We start from the raw sequence: 16,411 nt of genomic DNA on the forward strand, positions 1-16,411 counted from the left end.
ACTACTTGATGTCATTGATGTAAATTATTGATTATCAGTATAATATACAAATAATTAATAACTTTGACAACTATAAATCAACTGATTATCTAGCTTTTATCAAAGAAAAAGTGTGAGTTTGCCCTGAGTCATTTTATTTTATTAAGTAAATTTTAACAAATGTAGTTATTTAATCAAAGTAACGTTTATCAATATATTGTATATTTGCTCCTTATGAATGAAGACGAAATAAAGGAAATTAACGACTTGCTTTCAAGTCCTAAAAATATAGTTATTGTTCCACATAGAAATCCAGACGGAGATGCTATTGGAGCTAGCTTAGCGGTATATCAATATCTTATAAATAAAGGACATCATGCCATGGTGGTTTCACCAAATGATTATCCAGAGTTTTTACATTGGTTGCCTAATTCTAAAGAGGTATTTAAATATGATATGCAAAATAGGCAATCTCAAGCTGCTATTGATGAAGCATCTATACTATTTTTGCTAGATTTTAATGCACTAAATAGAGTTGGTGATGATATGCAACATAAATTAGAAACCTTTGTTGGTAAAGTTATTATGATTGACCATCATCAACAACCAGATGATTTTGCAGATTATTTATATTCTGATATTTCTATTTGCTCTACCTGCCAAATGGTATATCATTTTATTGAAAAATTAGATGATTTAGCACTAATTAATAAAGATATTGCAACCTGTTTATATACAGGTATTATGACAGATACAGGTTCATTTAGGTTTCCGTCAACCACAAGTACAACCCACCGAATTATAGCTAATTTAATAGATAATGGGGCAAACAATTCCAAAATATATAATAATGTATATGATACCAATTCCTACGGTAGATTGCAATTATTAGGAAGAGCGTTGAGTAATTTAGTGGTAATTGATAAACTAAAAACCGCATATATTCCATTAAGTCAGGCAGATTTAGACGAGTTTAATTTTCAAAAAGGAGATACGGAAGGTGTTGTAAATTATGCATTATCATTAAAAGGAATTATTTTTGCTGTAATCTTTATTGAAGATACAGATCAAGAAATTATAAAAATATCTTTAAGATCAAAAGGAAAATTTTCCGTAAATAAATTTGCTCGTGAGCATTTTAATGGCGGAGGTCATGATAATGCAGCTGGAGGAAAATCATTTGTTTCTTTAGATAGTACTATTTCTAATTTCTTACGAATTTTACCAGATTATAAAAAAGAACTTTTAAATTCCTATGAAGAGTAGTTTTGTATTTATAATAATTTTTTTATTGCTAATCTCGTGTCAAAAACCAGTGCCAAGGTTGCCAATTATTCAAAAATCGGTTTCACAAGTAGAAAATACAATAGCAATAAATAATAAATTAAAAACGGAGCAAGAATTAATATTTAAAGAAATTAAAAAAAAAGATTCTTTAAGTAATTATTATTCTTCAAAATATGGATTTTGGTATAAGTATGATATAAAAGGAAATACAAGTTATATCCCAAAAAAAGGAGATGAAATATTATATACCTACAAGGTTTATAATGCTCATAATCAATTAATTTATGGATTAACAAAAAAAAAATATTGGGTAGATAAAGAAAATATTATAGAAGGATTACAAATTGGTTTAAAACTTATGAAACAAGGTGACCAAATAACCTTCTTATTTCCATCAAATGTTGCTTATGGTTTTTCAGGAGACCAAAACAAAATAGCTGTAAATCAGCCACTAATTTTTAAAGTTAAATTAAATAAAATAAATAAAAATGAAAGTAATTAAGTTATCAATTGTTATGGCCGCTTTAGTAGCCTTAAGTTCATGTAATCAACAAGGATTTACAAAAAAAGCATTAAAAACCGAAAAAGATACCGTAAGTTATGCAATAGGTATTGATATCGCTAATAAATTAAAAGCAAATTTTCCTGAAGTGGATAGAGATTTATTTATTCAAGGAGTAGTTAGTGGTATTGATTCTACAGACATTTTAATAGAACCAAAAAAAGTAGATGCAATTTTACGAAGTTTTTTTACTAAAAGGCAAGTAAAGCTAAGAGAAAAAAAGAAAGCTGAAGCATTAAAAAAAGCAGAAGAAAAATATGGTAATCTTAAAAAAGAAGGAGAAAAATTTTTAGAAGAAAATAAAACTAAAAAAGGAGTTAAAGTAACCAAAAGCGGTTTGCAATATATTGTTTTAAAAGAAGGAAAAGGAGATTCACCAAAAGCAACTTCAAGAGTAAAAGTTAATTATAAAGGAACATTAATTGATGGTACTGAATTTGATAGTTCTAAAAAACCTGTGGAATTTGCTGTTAATAGAGTAATTAAAGGATGGACAGAAGGTTTACAATTAATGAAAGTTGGTTCAAAATATGAATTTTTTATCCCACAAGATTTGGCTTATGGTGCTTTTCCACGTAAAGGTGGAGTTATAAAACCATTTTCAACTTTAATTTTTGAAGTAGAATTGGTAGCTATTCCAAAAAAATAAACTTAAATAAACTTAAAAATGAAGAACATAAAATTTTTAATAATCCTTTCTGTTTTAGCAATTATCGTTTCTTGTAAACCTACAAAATATACAAATCTAGAAGATGGTTTGTATGCAAATATGAATACAAATAAAGGTGCAATTTTATTGAAATTAACTTATGATAAAACGCCAATAACAGTAGCAAACTTTGTTTCTTTGGCTAAAGGAACAAATAAAGAAGTTACAGATTCTTTAAAAGGTAAACCATTTTATAACGGATTATTATTTCATAGGGTTATTAAAAATTTTATGATTCAAGGAGGTGATCCTACAGGAATAGGAGAAGGCGGCCCAGGTTATAGTTTTAAGGACGAATTTCCTAAAGATGCAAATGGAAATTTACTTCTAAAACATGATAAAGCAGGTACTTTATCTATGGCAAATGGAGGACCAAACACCAATGGAAGTCAGTTTTTTATTACGTACAAAGCAACACCTTGGTTAGATGGCAAACATTCGGTTTTTGGCTATGTAGTAAAAGGACAAAATGTAGTTGATTCCATTGCTAAAAACGACACTATTAAATCGGTTGAAATTATAAAAATTGGAGCTGCAGCTAAAAAATTTAAAGCGGCAAAAGAATTTTCTAAATTTTATAAAAATTATGCCGAAGAATTAAAAATAAAGCAAGAAAAAATTCAACAAGCTATGGATAATACCGTAGCTAAAATAAATGAAAATATGGCAAAAGCTCAAATATTGCCATCTGGATTAAAAATTGCTATTACTGAAACTAAAAATGGTGAAACGCCAAAAAAAGGAGTAAAAGTTAAAGTAAATTATGCAGGTTATTTTACTAGTGGAAAATTATTTGATACCAATCTTAAAGAAGTAGCCAAAGCCTATCAGGTATATAATGAAGCACGAGATAAACGCCATGGTTATGAATCGTTTACAACGGTTTATGGTCCAGATGCTCATTTAATAGCTGGTTTTAGAGAAGGATTACAACACATGAAAATAGGAGATAAAGCAATGCTGTATATTCCGTCATATTTAGGATATGGAGAGCAAGGAGCAGGTAAGGTAATTCCACCTAATACCGATTTAGTTTTTGAACTGGAATTAGTTGGTTTGGCAAAAAAATAGATTTATTAGGTGTTAGATTTTTTAATTCATAAGGATATAGAATTATTTATCTACCTCAATAATTTAGGTAGTACTCAATGGGATGGGTTTTGGTTATTTGTAACTAATAAATTTACATCCATTCCATTGTATATCTTTCTATTATTTTTAACCTATAAACAGCTTGGTTTTAAAAAAATGTTATTGGTTTTGCTGTTTGGAGGTTTATTAATTGCTCTATCCGACCAAACTAGCAATATCTTTAAATATGGTTTTAAGCGTTTAAGACCTTGTCATAATGATGATATTTCTTCTTTAATAAGAATTGTTAGGGAAGGATGCGGTGGTTTGTATGGTTATTTTTCTGGTCACGCTATTAATTCTATGGGAATCGCAGTGTTTTTTGGCTTATTATTAAAAAATAGTTATAAATATTTATTCCCAATATTAATATTTTGGGCAATACTAATTGGTTATAGTAGAATATACGTTGGTGTACATTATCCTTTAGATGTATTAACAGGAATGTTATTTGGAGTTCTATACGGAACGTTATTTAATAAATTGCTAATCTATTTTTTGAAAAAAATTAAGAATTAGCAGTAAAAATTTCTCTTTTATTCAGCGGATTTATAAATATTAATAAGAATATAACCGCAAACGCTAATTCATATAATTCCCATTTTTTTTTCGAGTGAACAAAAACAATTAATCCGGTAGCAATTAAAAATGCAATAGTGTGATGCCATTTTACTATTGGAACGGCAAATAAATTTGCTAATTTTTTTATGGATGCCACTTTCCTATATAAAATAGGTAATATTAAAAGATATATAACTAATAGAATAGTTAGTAACTGACTAAAAATAAGTTTATTAATTTTTTCACCATCAACAACCATATTGTGTAAATTAGTTTCATGTTGTGCATTATTTTCTATAAAAAATTCAGAGGATTGAACATTGAAAATGCGTTGACCCCATGAAATTTCTTCGCCAGAAGCAAAAAAGAATGCTATCGCCATTACTAAAACACCTAATTTCCAAGATGCGTTTTTATGTTTAAAGAATTTAAAAAAGTAATAAAACAGCAATAGACTTGAACATAAAAGTAATACAAATTGACTATTTTCTACAAAGCCATCTTCAACGGCATAAACTGTTTCAAAATAATTTAAATCGGTATTTGCATAATATAATCCAAAGGCAAAAGCTATAATTAAAAATACATAGCCAAGCTTGTCTGTTTTTGTAAGTGTATTAATTTTCATAAGTCAAAAGTACTATTTTTTTAAAACTAAATAAAACGGTCTAATTAATCTTTCCTTCTTTTTTGAACCTTTATTTAAATTATAAGTTTCTTTCAAAATTAATTGATAATTTTTAGAGAGTTTTTTGGTGATTTTAGGTACATCTTCATTTAATATTAGAAGTCCAAACTTAGTTTCTTTTGGAATTTGTACTATTTTATTTTTATAAATATTTTTTATTTTCCCGTTGTAATTCCATAATAATTCTGGAGTTACTTCTCCAACTGAATAAGTGGTTATATGATTATTATTTTCAATTTGATGCAAGGAATTTATTTCATTATAAGCATCGTTTTTATTCAGGTTTGTAGAAATAGGTAATCCAAAAATAAGGATAAAAGCAATAAAAAGAACATTTAAATAAAATACATTTTGAATGTTCTTTTTTATAAGGTTTTTAATGATGTAAATGCCAATTAAAACTAAACTTAAGGAAGTTAAAATATAACTTATAAGGAAGTTTTGAATTTCATTTTTTAATAAGAAATAAATAATAAAAGGAAATACCAAGCCAATAAAAGCTATTAAACCAAAATTAAAATAAACAGGAATCGTTTCTTTTTTATTTTTAAGTTTAGCAAAACTTCGAATTAAATATTGAATGTAAAAACCTGTGTTTAATGCTAAAGGAATTAATACAGGCATTAAATAACGTGGTTTTTTTTCTGGAATTAAGGATAATAAAATTACCGCAATTATAGTCCACCAAAATGTAAATTTATATATTTTTTTGTTTTGTACACGCTTTATTAAATAAGGGTAAAGTAAGCTGATAAAAGCAGGAATAGTCCAAATACCCGATTGTGTAAAAAAGCTCCAATAATAATAAAATGGTTTAACATTATAACTATTCCAATTACCCGTTTCCTTAGTCGCAATTTTTAAAAAAGCATCAGCATCAGCAATTCTTACATAAATAAACCACCATCCGCCAATAATTATGAATAAGAATATAAAACTTATAAAAGAAAGCGTTTTAGATTTAAAATCTTTAAATTTAAATACAATTCCGTAGGATATAATAAACGGTAAAAATAATGCATATAAAGAAACAGGACCTTTACTTAAAAACGATAACCCAACAAAAAAAGATGCCAACAATGCATTTTTCCAAAGTTGTTTTGAGCTTTCAAAAAACTGAAATAGGAAATAAATTCCTGCAATCATAAAACCATGAGCAAAAATATCCCAAGGTGCTTCGTTTAAAATGCCAATAACATAAAATGAAGTTACCACAATTAAACTATTGTTAAAACTATGAAGTTTAGAAAGTTGTAATTTTAAGGATAATAGATAAACGAAAATTCCTAGAAATAATACCATTAAAGCTGCTGGTAATCGTAAAGCAAATAAACTATTTACTCCAAAAATTAATCCTGAAATTGCTGTTAACCAAGTTGGTAGAGGAGGTTTTTGATAACGAGGTTCTCCATTCATTGTAGTAAGCAACCAATGGTTATCTTGAATCATTTCACGTGCTGAAATAAAATTACGAGCTTCCATAATGGTTACATTTGGAATGTTTAAATGAATCAATAGCATGGCTAAAACCAATACGGTTAAACTTGCAATAGGATATTTTTCAAAAATTTTTATCATTTATGCATGTCTTTTTGATAATATGATATTTCTAGAATAAATAATGGAACCCATCATATGACCAACAAATAAAACAGGATCTCTACGTAAAATTGCGTAAATTAAAATCATTAATGAGCCAATTAAACTTAACAACCAAAATCCGAATGGTAATGAAGATTCTTTATTTTTTTCTGAATAAAGCCATTGATACACAAAACGTAACGTAAAAATTACTTGAGCAATACTTCCCCAAAGTAAAAGAGTAAATGGGATATCTTTATTTTCGAAAAGTTTAACCAAATCATATGTGTTATTATTAAATGAATAAATAACAATTAATACAGGGAAAATCCATAAAAATATCCGTAAAAATTTAGGTGCTTTTTGCCATTCACCTTGTAATTGTAAATTTCTGATATAGATAAAATAGGTGAGTGCCTGTCCAAGCATTATGGCAAAATCATTCCGCAGATAACCATAAACAAACAATAAAAACGAAGCTAATAAACTTAGTTTCCAAAAAATAGAAGGCGTTAAAACTTTTTTGCTTTTTTCAGATAAAATCCATTGTAAAATTAACCTTCCAGAAAATAAAAGTTGAGCAAAAAAACCAACACTATAAATAATCCAATTACTCATTAACTTTTTTTGGAAATTTCGTAATTAATGTATTTTTTCTTCATCCATAAGTAAGCAAAACAATCCATAAGTGGTCCTAATAATCTATTCCATAAACCGTATTTTGCTTCTCCGGCAATTCTAGGAAAATGTTGTACAGGTATTTGCTTTATTTTTCCATCTTGTAATAAAATCATGGCTGGTAAAAAGCGATGCAAACCTTTAAACATTGGAATTTTTTTTGCATATTCAGTTTTTATAACTTTTAATGGACAACCCGTATCATCCATTCCATCGTGTGTAAAAGCACGCCTAATTCCATTGGCAATGGTAGAAGACATATTTTTAACAAACGAATCTTTTCTATTAGCTCTAACGCCAGTTACCAAATCGTATTCTCCAATTTCATTTAATAATAAATTAAAATCTTCAGGAGCAGTTTGCAAATCAGAATCAATATAGCCAACAAGTTCAGTGTCTACATTTTTAAATCCGGCAGTTATGGCAGCACTTAAACCTTTGTTTTCTTTGAACTCGATGTAGGAGAAATCAGTATTTTTAGCACAAATTTCTTCAATGATTTGTTGACTTTTGTCCTTACTTCCATCATTAACAAAAAGAATTTTTGTTTTTTTTGTTGCTATTTTAAGGTATTTAGAAAGTTCTGTTTCAACTCTTTTTAAATTGTCTTCTTCATTAAACACCGGAACTACAATGGTAAATTCGTATTGCATTAGTAATCAATATTTTAGTTTTAAAATTCTTTTTATTTGGTTAGAATTTTGGCAAATTTAATCTATTTATTTGTATTTATTAATTCTATAAAAAATGAATAAGTTAAAGTGAAACAGCTATTATTCAATTTTATAAATAGATGTTTTGTAATTTGATTCTAGCAAATTCATTTTTGAGAGCATTTCTTTTGAAATATCTTTTTTATGTTTGTTGGAAATTAAAAAATATATTTCAGGATAAATTGTACTAACAGAATCTAATTCCTTTTCATTTTTAACTTCTTTAGCTTTTCCTTTTGAATAAAATTGACCAGAATAGTTTTTTTGTTTCCAGTAATAAATGGGAACAGATTTATTAGTAGAATTTACAAATTGATGTTGTAATAAATATTTATCTGAATTGGCATAATAATCTACTTTATTAGTAAATGAAATGCCAATGAAAGCAACTATTGCCAATATTGGAAATATAGATCCTAAACCTAAAACTACCTTTTTATTTGTGTAAGAATCCCAATAATAAACTGCCAATAATGCAATAGGAATTGTTACTGGTAAAATATAAGTATGCAAAATATTAGTTGACATGGTAAAGAATAAAGGAGTCCAAATTAACCAAAATACTAAATAGGAAATCCATTTGTTGTTTAAAATGGATTTTCGGTTTTTCCATAATTTAATCAGCACAATTTGAAACCAAGGAAATGTAAAAATAAATAGAAACACCCAAATCATTCCTTTAGGTTGCGAGTGTCCGCTGCCATATAAATCGCCTTTCCAACCAGGTTCTAAAAATCGTTTAAAATGTTCACCAACAATAAAATAATCTAAAAAACCAGGAGATCGTTCTTCGGCAATTATATACCACGGAACTGCAATAATTAGTACTAAAACTGTTCCAATAAACCAAGGTAATTTAGTAAAAACGGTTTTTAATTTAATTTTTTGAATAATAATCCAAGCTAAAATTGGAGGTCCAGTTAAAACTAAAATTAACGGTCCTTTAGCTAAAAATCCTAATCCAACTCCTATAAAAAACAAATAATTCCAAAAAGATTTATTTTTATTTTCCATAGCTTTCCAAAAGGAAAGCATAATAATTACTACACAAAAATTTAAGGCAGTATCTGTGGAAACTACGCCTGTATGAATTAAAAATTCAGGCATGGTTAACAAAATAAAAGCAATTAAATAAAAAGAAATATTTGTTTTTTTGATGCTTTTACCAACGATATAAATAATAAGTAAACTTATTAAAAACGAAGGGAGCCTTGCGGTTAATTCATCCACTCCAAATATATCAAAACTTAATGCGGAAAGCCACGTAGATAACGGAGGTTTAGCCCAAAACGGAACGCCATAGTCAATTTGAAGTACTACCCATTCCTTAGTTTCTGCCATAATCCGTGCAATTTCAGCGTATCTCGATTCTGTTTTATCCAATAATGGAATAGCAGCACTTAGTATAAATTTGAAAACAATAATCGTAATAACAGAAATCAGTAAATATAAACGAGTGTTTTTATTTTTTTTTTGAGACATAAAAATAACGTTTTGTTAGTTTTTTGAAAGTTGGCGAATTCGAAACAAATCTATCCATAATTTAAAAATATAAGAAGTTTTTACTTTAGAATCTCCTTTTTCAATCCATGATTTTAATGGAATTTCCATCATTTTATTTAAAGCTTTTTCTCTCCCATAAAGAGCTAAAATACGTTGAAATATTTCTACATCAAATAACCATTTAGAAATAAAAGGTGTGGTAAAAACTTCTTTAGCCAAATCTTTGGTAAAAACTTTACAGCCACATTGAGTATCATAAACAGGAAGTTTCAAAATGGTTGAAATAGCTGTTGCAATAATTCTTCCAATTAAAAATCGAGAGCGTTTTCTATCAATATTGGCTCCAATTCTTTTTATTCTAGAACCAAAAACAAAAGTAATATCATTTTTAAGATTTAAAGCAATTTCACTACATTCTTCTAATGAAGTTGCCAAATCTGCATCAAGGTAGGCTATGTATTTAAAATCAATATGTTTTAAGCAATATTGCATTCCAAACCTAACGGCTTCAGCTTTTCCTTTATTTTTATCATAACTAATTAAATTTATTTTAGCAGGAAATTTTGATTTCAATTTTTCAAGTACAACAAGCGTATTATCAGAAGAACCATCATTTACAAAAGCCAAAATTATGTGTTCAGTATTTTGCAGAAAACTTTCGTATTCAGCTAAAGGAAGTCCTTTTTCTTCATTATAACAAGGAATTACAATACAAGTGGTTGTGGTTTCTTTTACTGTTTTTTGCATTTAAAATAGGATATAAATAATTGCTATGAATTTACGGTTTTTGTTTTTGTAAAATTAATTTTTTATTTCAATTAAACTTTAAACTTCTAAAATAATGTTGAAATAGTAAATACTTACCCGTTATTCATTATGATAAAATTTCGTCAATTCGAGTGAATTTTAGCCTTTTTAGGCTTAAAATTAGTATCGAGAATAGGGTTTTTAATTAAAAACAGCCGTTCTCGATACCATTTTTTATCAAAAAATACTACTATTGACAACAGTAGGTTTAAAAAGTTATAATGCACAACGGGTTAAATACTTTTAACTTTTTATACTGAAATGCTATAATTTTGAACTTATATTTAGTGAATTATTAGGTTTTAACATTCTATAATTTTACTATCTTTACAGCCTCAAATTCAATTTAATTTTAATGGAATTATACAAAACCAATCAGTTAAAAATATACAATTCGTTAAGTAAATCTAAAGAAATTTTTAAGCCAATTTTAGAAGGTCACGTGGGTATGTATGTTTGTGGTCCAACGGTTTACAGCAATGTTCATCTTGGTAATGTTCGAACTTTTATGAGTTTTGATTTGGTATTCCGTTATTTAAAACATTTAGGATATAAAGTTAGATATGTTCGTAATATTACAGATGCTGGGCATTTAACGGATGATGGAACCGAAGATAAAATTGCTACCAAAGCACGTTTAGAAAAAATTGAACCTATGGAAGTAGTGCAACGTTATTCACTAGATTTTCATAATATTTTACAAAAACTTAATAATATTCCACCAAGTATTGAACCTACTGCAACGGGGCATATTATTGATCAAATAGAAATTATTAAAACTATTTTAAATAAAGGATTGGCGTATGTTGTAAATGGTTCGGTTTATTTTGATGTGTTAAAATATAATGAAACGGAACATTACGGAATTTTATCAGGAAGAAAAATAGAAGATTCTATCCAAAATACTAGAGATTTAGATGGACAATCTGAAAAGAAAAATCCACAAGATTTTGCACTTTGGAAAAAAGCGGAAGAATCTCATATTATGCGGTGGCCTTCACCTTGGAGTGATGGTTTTCCAGGGTGGCATTTAGAGTGTACGGCAATGAGTACTAAATACTTAGGTAAGACATTTGATATTCACGGTGGCGGAATGGATTTAAAATTTCCGCATCATGAATGTGAAATTGCACAATCTAAAGCTTGTAACAATGTAAACCCCGTTCATTATTGGATGCACGCCAATATGTTGACTTTAAACGGTCAAAAAATGTCAAAATCAACAGGAAATTATATTTTGCCAAATGAAATATTTACCGGTGAAAATAAATTAATGAAAAAGGCATTTTCACCAAGTGCACTTCGATTTTTTATGATGCAAGCTCATTATAGAAGTATTTTAGATTTTTCAAATGATGCTTTAGAAGCTTCAGAAAAAGGGTTTTTAAAATTAATGGAAGCTGTAAATCAATTAGAAAACATTACGGCAAATAAAACATCAAGTATTGATATAAATAGCTGGAAACAAAAATGTTATGAGGCTATGGATGACGATTTTAACAGTCCGGTTTTAATTGCACAACTATTTGAAGCAGTAAAATATATTAATTTGTTAAAATTAGGTGATGACACTTTGAATGAAGAAGATTTAAAGGATTTTAAAATAACAATTAAAACATTTGTGTTTGATATTTTAGGATTGCAAAATGAAACAAGTGATGATAATTCTTCAAAAATTTCTGGAGTTGTAGCATTACTTATTACAATGAGAAATGAAGCACGTGCAAATAAAAATTGGGCATTATCTGATAAAATTAGAGATGAATTGTTGGCTATAGGTATTCAATTAAAAGACGGTAAGGACGGAACTACATTTATTATAAATTAAATTGAAAAGCTTTACAAAAATATTAGCATTACCATTTATTGTCTTGGTTAGGTTTTATCAGGCAGCAATTTCGCCTCTTATACCATCAAGTTGTCGCTATTCGCCAACTTGTTCACATTATACCATTGAGGCTTTAAAAAAGCACGGTATTTTTACCGGAGGTTGGTTGGCTATAAAAAGAATAGGAAGTTGTCATCCTTGGGGCGGAAGTGGTTATGATCCAGTTCCTACAAAAGAAGAATTAGCACAACATCAACATCAACATCAACATAAAAAATAAATAGATAAAATATGATTTTATTATCCATCAACTGGAATCCATCACCCATATTATTTAAAATTGGTCCGCTTGCAATTCGTTATTACAGTTTAATGTTTGTTATAGCGTTTAGCTTAGGTTTATATTTAATGAAAAAGATTTTTATCAACGATAAAATTCCGTTAGAAAAATTAGATTCCTTATTTATGTATGCAGTAATTTCAACATTGGCAGGAGCAAGGTTAGGACATTTTTTATTTTATGATCCTCAATTTTTAATTCATCATCCTTTAGAAGTAATTTTACCATTTAGGTTTAATCCATTTAAATTCACAGGTTATGCTGGTTTAGCTAGTCATGGTGCGGTAATTGGTGTTGTAATAGCAATGTATTTGTATAGTAAAAAAGTACTTAAAAAACCAATATTATATATTTTAGATAGAATTTCTATTCCTGTAGCTGCTGGTGCAATATTTGTTAGAATAGGAAATTTGATGAATTCAGAAATTGTTGGGAAGCCAACACATTCTAATTACGGATTTATATTTGAAAAATTAGGAGAAAATTTTCCTCGTCATCCAACACAAATTTATGAATCAGTTAGTTACTTAATTATCTTTTTAATTCTATGGTTTGTGTATTGGAAAACTGATAAAAAAGAAAAATTAGGTTATATTTTTGGACTGTTTTTTGTATTACTTTGGACTGTACGGTTTTTTGTTGAATTCTTTAAAGCACCCCAAGTGGAAGATAGAGCTCAATGGATTTTAAATACAGGTCAAATATTAAGTATTCCTTTAATAATTCTTGGTTTTTACTTAATGTATAGAAAGCCAAAAGTGTAAATTTTAACATGAAGGATTTATTTTTTGATGATGAAACTTATGAAAAAGTTAATTTTTCAGTTAAAAAATTTGAAAAAGCCGAATATGATACTTGTACTTTTATAAATTGTGCTTTTGTAAATGTAGATTTGTCTAACAGTTCTTTTACTGAATGCGAATTTATTTCTTGTAATTTTAGTAATGCTAATTTAAAAAATACCGCTTTAAAAAATGTAACTTTTAAGAGTTGTAAATTAGTAGGAATACAATTTAATGAATGTGATAAATTTCTTTTATCCTTTAATTTTAAGGATTGTTATTTAAACATTTCTTCTTTTTATAAATTGAACCTTAAAGGAATTCATTTTAAAGATTGTAAATTAATTGAAGTTGATTTCACCGAAACTAATTTAACCAATGCAGTTTTTGAAAATGTAGATTTAGCAGAAACTATTTTTAAAGAAGCTGATTTGTCTTTAGCTGATTTTAGCTCGGCGTTTAATTTTAGTATTAATCCGGCAATAAATAAAATGAAAGGAGCAAAGTTTTCGCAACAAAACTTTTCTGTACTTTTACAAGATTTTAAAATTGAAATAATTTCATAAAAAATATTAAAACCGTCATTCTGAAACGAGCCTGTCGGCAAGACAGGCTCGTTTCAGAATCTCATAACCTGAGTTCGACCTAAGGATTTAATTTAAATAACTGAAAATCAAAATGTTATTGCGAAAATTATAAATGTAGTGCCATAATTTGAAGTAATCTTTTCATAAAAATGAGATTGCTTCTTCATTTCGCTTTGCTTCATTTATCGCAATGACGTAGCTTATTGATTTTCAGTCCGGTATTTATTTTCTTGCATTGAACTCAGGTTCATAATGCCAATAGTTAATTTGAATAAGAACCTGAAACAAGTTCAGGTTGACGAAATTTTATGGTTTAAACCACTTTTTTCTCTTTTAATTTATTAACTTTTAATACGTTGCTTTTTAAATTTATCGAATTTAGATTCAGTGTTTTTAGGCCAGCTATTATTTTTTAAATTAACATCTGCAGTTTCATTATCTGGATCAATTACAATCTTTTTTATCGCTTTTGCAGACGGAAAAACCTTGGTTACTTCTTTATCATTTAATCTCCATATTTGAGCAGGATATTGTTTGCGTTCTTTTGTACCATCTTCATATTGAAATTCAACAATAATTGGCATTACCAAATCACCAGGTTTTTCAAAAGTTAATTCATAAAAATATTTAGGTGTTTTTAATGTTTTTTGTTCTTGAGGTGTAAAGTTTTTATTGATATAATTTTTTAACAAAGGAAAATCTTTGGGTTTATTAGTTTTCATTTCTTTCGTAAACTCATCGCTATCTTCAGAAACTAAATATAAGGCAGGAGGTAATTGATCTATTGTAATTCCATATCTTTTTGCCATATTTTGTGCTCGTTTGGTTGGTTTATTGGTAACATAGTATTTTTTTACTGATTTAATTCCAATATCATTGCTACCTGTGGTGTAAAACCAGCCTCTCCAAAACCAATCTAAATCCATAGCGGAGGCATCTTCCATTGTTCTAAAAAAATCAGCAGGAGTTGGATGTTTAAAAGCCCAACGTTTTGCATAAGTTTTAAAAGCCTTGTCAAATAATTTAGGTCCCATAATAGTTTGTCGTAGCATATATAATCCTGCTGCTGGCTTGGCATAAGCATTAGAACCAAAATTAAAAACATTATCACCTTGAGACATGATTGGTGCTATTCTAGATTGATCTCCTTTCATATACCCTGTAATTTGTTTAGGTAAACCACGAGAAATTGGGAAATTTTTATCGTATGCTTTTTCTGCTAAAATTTGTACAAACGAATTAAGGCCTTCATCCATCCAAGTCCATTGTCGCTCATCTGAATTAATAATCATAGGAAAAAAGTTGTGACCAACTTCATGGGTTACAACTCCAATCATTCCATGTTTTGTTCTATCGGTATAAGTTCCATCAGCTTTTGGTCTTCCATAATTCCAACAAATCATAGGATATTCCATACCTTGACGCTTGGCATTTACTGAAGTAGCTTGTGGATAAGGAAAATCTATAGTATGTTCAGAATATACTTTTAAGGTATTGGCAACAACTTTAGTTGAATGTTTTCCCCAAAGTGGATTTCCTTCTTTTGGATATAATGAGTAGGCCATTACCGTTCTTCCATGCATATCAACAGCCATTGCATCCCAAATAAATTTACGGGAAGATGCAAATGCAAAATCTCTAACATTTTTAGCTTTAAATTTCCAAGTTTTTGTTTTTTTAGCGTGTCCCATTTCAGCTTTTTCAGCTTCTTCTTGAGTAACAATAACTAAAGGTTTATCAAAGGATTTTTTTGCTTCTTCGTATCTTTTAAATTGTTTTTTTGTAAAAACTTCCTTTGGATTTTGAAGTACCCCAGTGGCATTTAATATATGATCTTTAGGAGTAGTGATTGAAACTTCATAATCACCAAATTCTAAAGCAAATTCGCTACGCCCCCAAAATTGCATATTTTGCCAACCTTCAACATTATTATACACTGCTAAACGAGGAAAAAATTGTGCAATTATATAAATTTTATTTCCGTCAGGAAATGGTTCATAGCCTGATCTGCCTTGTAGAGCAATGTAATCATTAATATTATACCACCATTTAATTTTAAAATTAAAGGTAGCACCTGCTGCTAAAGGTTTTGGTAAATCTATTCGCATCATCGTTTGGTTTACCGTATAACTTAGCGGAGTACCATCTGAATTTTTGACATAATCTAAATTAATACCACCTTGAAAAGGTTTCCCCATAAATGATTTTGTAAATTTTGACGGAGAATATAAAACGCCTGGTCCTCCACCATTTATATCTGGAGTTTTGGAATTTGGAGCACGCATATTTTGATCTAACTGCACCCACAAATATTCTAAATTATCTTTTGAATTATTATGATACGTAATGGTTTCTTCTCCAAATATTTTTTGATGTTCATCATCTAAAATAATATTCATTTTATAATCCACTTTTTGCTGTGTGTATTCATAACCTGGAGCTCCAGAAGCAGTATGTTGATTATTTGGAGTAGGTAATTCCTGTTTTAATTGTTTAAACTTGCTAATATTATAATGTCCTTTTTTAACAGGATTTTTTTGTTCAGTAGTTTGAGCAAAAAGCATTGTTGAAATTAAAGAAATAACAATAAAATGGATTGTTTTTTTGAACATGGTTAATTTTTGTTTGATTTTATTTAATCTAAAGTAATAATTTTTGTAAGAAGGTTAAATTTA

The 16,411-nt window shown here is 28.2% G+C and carries 16 protein-coding genes; 9 read left to right on the forward strand and 7 right to left on the reverse strand.

Annotated elements, in window-relative coordinates:
• The first annotated feature begins 213 nt into the window (after positions 1-213).
• From L3J60_RS08025 to L3J60_RS08045, 5 genes are read left to right on the forward strand one after another with little or no spacing between them, the layout of a single operon-like run.
• The gene (locus L3J60_RS08025) at positions 214-1,245 is read left to right on the forward strand and encodes a bifunctional oligoribonuclease/PAP phosphatase NrnA (RefSeq protein WP_291974980.1); all 1,032 of its coding nucleotides are present in this window, start codon (positions 214-216) and stop codon (positions 1,243-1,245) included.
• Positions 1,235-1,768, forward strand: a complete 534-nt coding sequence (gene gldI / locus L3J60_RS08030) for a gliding motility-associated peptidyl-prolyl isomerase GldI (protein ID WP_291974981.1) — start codon at positions 1,235-1,237, stop codon at positions 1,766-1,768. Before L3J60_RS08025 ends, gldI begins: the two co-directional genes overlap by 11 nt.
• Positions 1,755-2,477 carry an FKBP-type peptidyl-prolyl cis-trans isomerase gene (locus tag L3J60_RS08035; protein WP_291974982.1) on the forward strand — a complete coding sequence of 241 codons (723 nt, stop codon included), beginning with the start codon at positions 1,755-1,757 and terminating at the stop codon, positions 2,475-2,477. The genes gldI and L3J60_RS08035 overlap by 14 nt, the downstream gene beginning before the upstream one ends.
• An 18-nt stretch (positions 2,478-2,495) precedes the next feature.
• Complete coding sequence (locus tag L3J60_RS08040; protein WP_291974983.1) at positions 2,496-3,608, forward strand: peptidylprolyl isomerase; 1,113 nt, start codon at positions 2,496-2,498, stop codon at positions 3,606-3,608.
• Between the two features lie 9 nt (positions 3,609-3,617).
• Positions 3,618-4,187, forward strand: coding sequence for a phosphatase PAP2 family protein (locus L3J60_RS08045; protein ID WP_291974984.1), 570 nt, complete (start codon positions 3,618-3,620; stop codon positions 4,185-4,187).
• On the opposite strand, the gene L3J60_RS08050 is transcribed toward L3J60_RS08045, so the two are convergent.
• The 6 genes from L3J60_RS08050 to L3J60_RS08075 form a co-directional block, all read right to left on the reverse strand.
• Entirely contained in the window at positions 4,177-4,857 is a 681-nt protein-coding gene (locus L3J60_RS08050; RefSeq protein WP_291974985.1) for a hypothetical protein, read from the reverse strand. The two genes, L3J60_RS08045 and L3J60_RS08050, sit on opposite strands and share 11 nt — an antisense overlap.
• Before the next feature lie 12 nt (positions 4,858-4,869).
• Positions 4,870-6,495, reverse strand: coding sequence for a phospholipid carrier-dependent glycosyltransferase (locus L3J60_RS08055; protein ID WP_291974986.1), 1,626 nt, complete (start codon positions 6,493-6,495; stop codon positions 4,870-4,872).
• A complete protein-coding gene (locus L3J60_RS08060; protein WP_291974987.1) occupies positions 6,496-7,116 on the reverse strand; it encodes a lipid-A-disaccharide synthase N-terminal domain-containing protein in 621 nt (206 codons plus the stop codon).
• Complete coding sequence (locus L3J60_RS08065) at positions 7,116-7,829, reverse strand: glycosyltransferase family 2 protein (protein WP_291974988.1); 714 nt, start codon at positions 7,827-7,829, stop codon at positions 7,116-7,118. Before L3J60_RS08065 ends, L3J60_RS08060 begins: the two co-directional genes overlap by 1 nt.
• Before the next feature lie 120 nt (positions 7,830-7,949).
• Entirely contained in the window at positions 7,950-9,371 is a 1,422-nt protein-coding gene (locus tag L3J60_RS08070) for a glycosyltransferase family 39 protein (protein ID WP_291974989.1), read from the reverse strand.
• A gap of 15 nt (positions 9,372-9,386) precedes the next feature.
• Positions 9,387-10,139 (reverse strand): glycosyltransferase, encoded by a 753-nt coding sequence (locus L3J60_RS08075; RefSeq protein ID WP_291974990.1) that lies wholly within the window; start codon positions 10,137-10,139, stop codon positions 9,387-9,389.
• Positions 10,140-10,554: 415 nt separating this feature from the next.
• Between L3J60_RS08075 and cysS the strand changes: the two genes are divergently transcribed.
• The 4 genes from cysS to L3J60_RS08095 are packed head-to-tail and all read left to right on the forward strand — an operon-like array spanning position 10,555 to position 13,715.
• Positions 10,555-12,027 carry a cysteine--tRNA ligase gene (gene cysS, locus L3J60_RS08080; protein ID WP_291974991.1) on the forward strand — a complete coding sequence of 491 codons (1,473 nt, stop codon included), beginning with the start codon at positions 10,555-10,557 and terminating at the stop codon, positions 12,025-12,027.
• Position 12,028: 1 nt separating this feature from the next.
• The gene (gene yidD, locus L3J60_RS08085; protein ID WP_291974992.1) at positions 12,029-12,307 is read left to right on the forward strand and encodes a membrane protein insertion efficiency factor YidD; all 279 of its coding nucleotides are present in this window, start codon (positions 12,029-12,031) and stop codon (positions 12,305-12,307) included.
• Positions 12,308-12,318: 11 nt separating this feature from the next.
• Positions 12,319-13,131, forward strand: a complete 813-nt coding sequence (gene lgt / locus L3J60_RS08090; protein WP_291974993.1) for a prolipoprotein diacylglyceryl transferase — start codon at positions 12,319-12,321, stop codon at positions 13,129-13,131.
• A gap of 8 nt (positions 13,132-13,139) precedes the next feature.
• Complete coding sequence (locus tag L3J60_RS08095) at positions 13,140-13,715, forward strand: pentapeptide repeat-containing protein (RefSeq protein WP_291974994.1); 576 nt, start codon at positions 13,140-13,142, stop codon at positions 13,713-13,715.
• Positions 13,716-14,077: 362 nt separating this feature from the next.
• On the opposite strand, the gene L3J60_RS08100 is transcribed toward L3J60_RS08095, so the two are convergent.
• Positions 14,078-16,348 carry a M1 family metallopeptidase gene (locus tag L3J60_RS08100; RefSeq protein WP_291974995.1) on the reverse strand — a complete coding sequence of 757 codons (2,271 nt, stop codon included), beginning with the start codon at positions 16,346-16,348 and terminating at the stop codon, positions 14,078-14,080.
• Positions 16,349-16,411 lie beyond the last annotated feature (63 nt).

The sequence above is a fragment of the Lutibacter sp. genome (assembly GCF_021647475.1).
GTDB lineage: Bacteria > Bacteroidota > Bacteroidia > Flavobacteriales > Flavobacteriaceae > Lutibacter.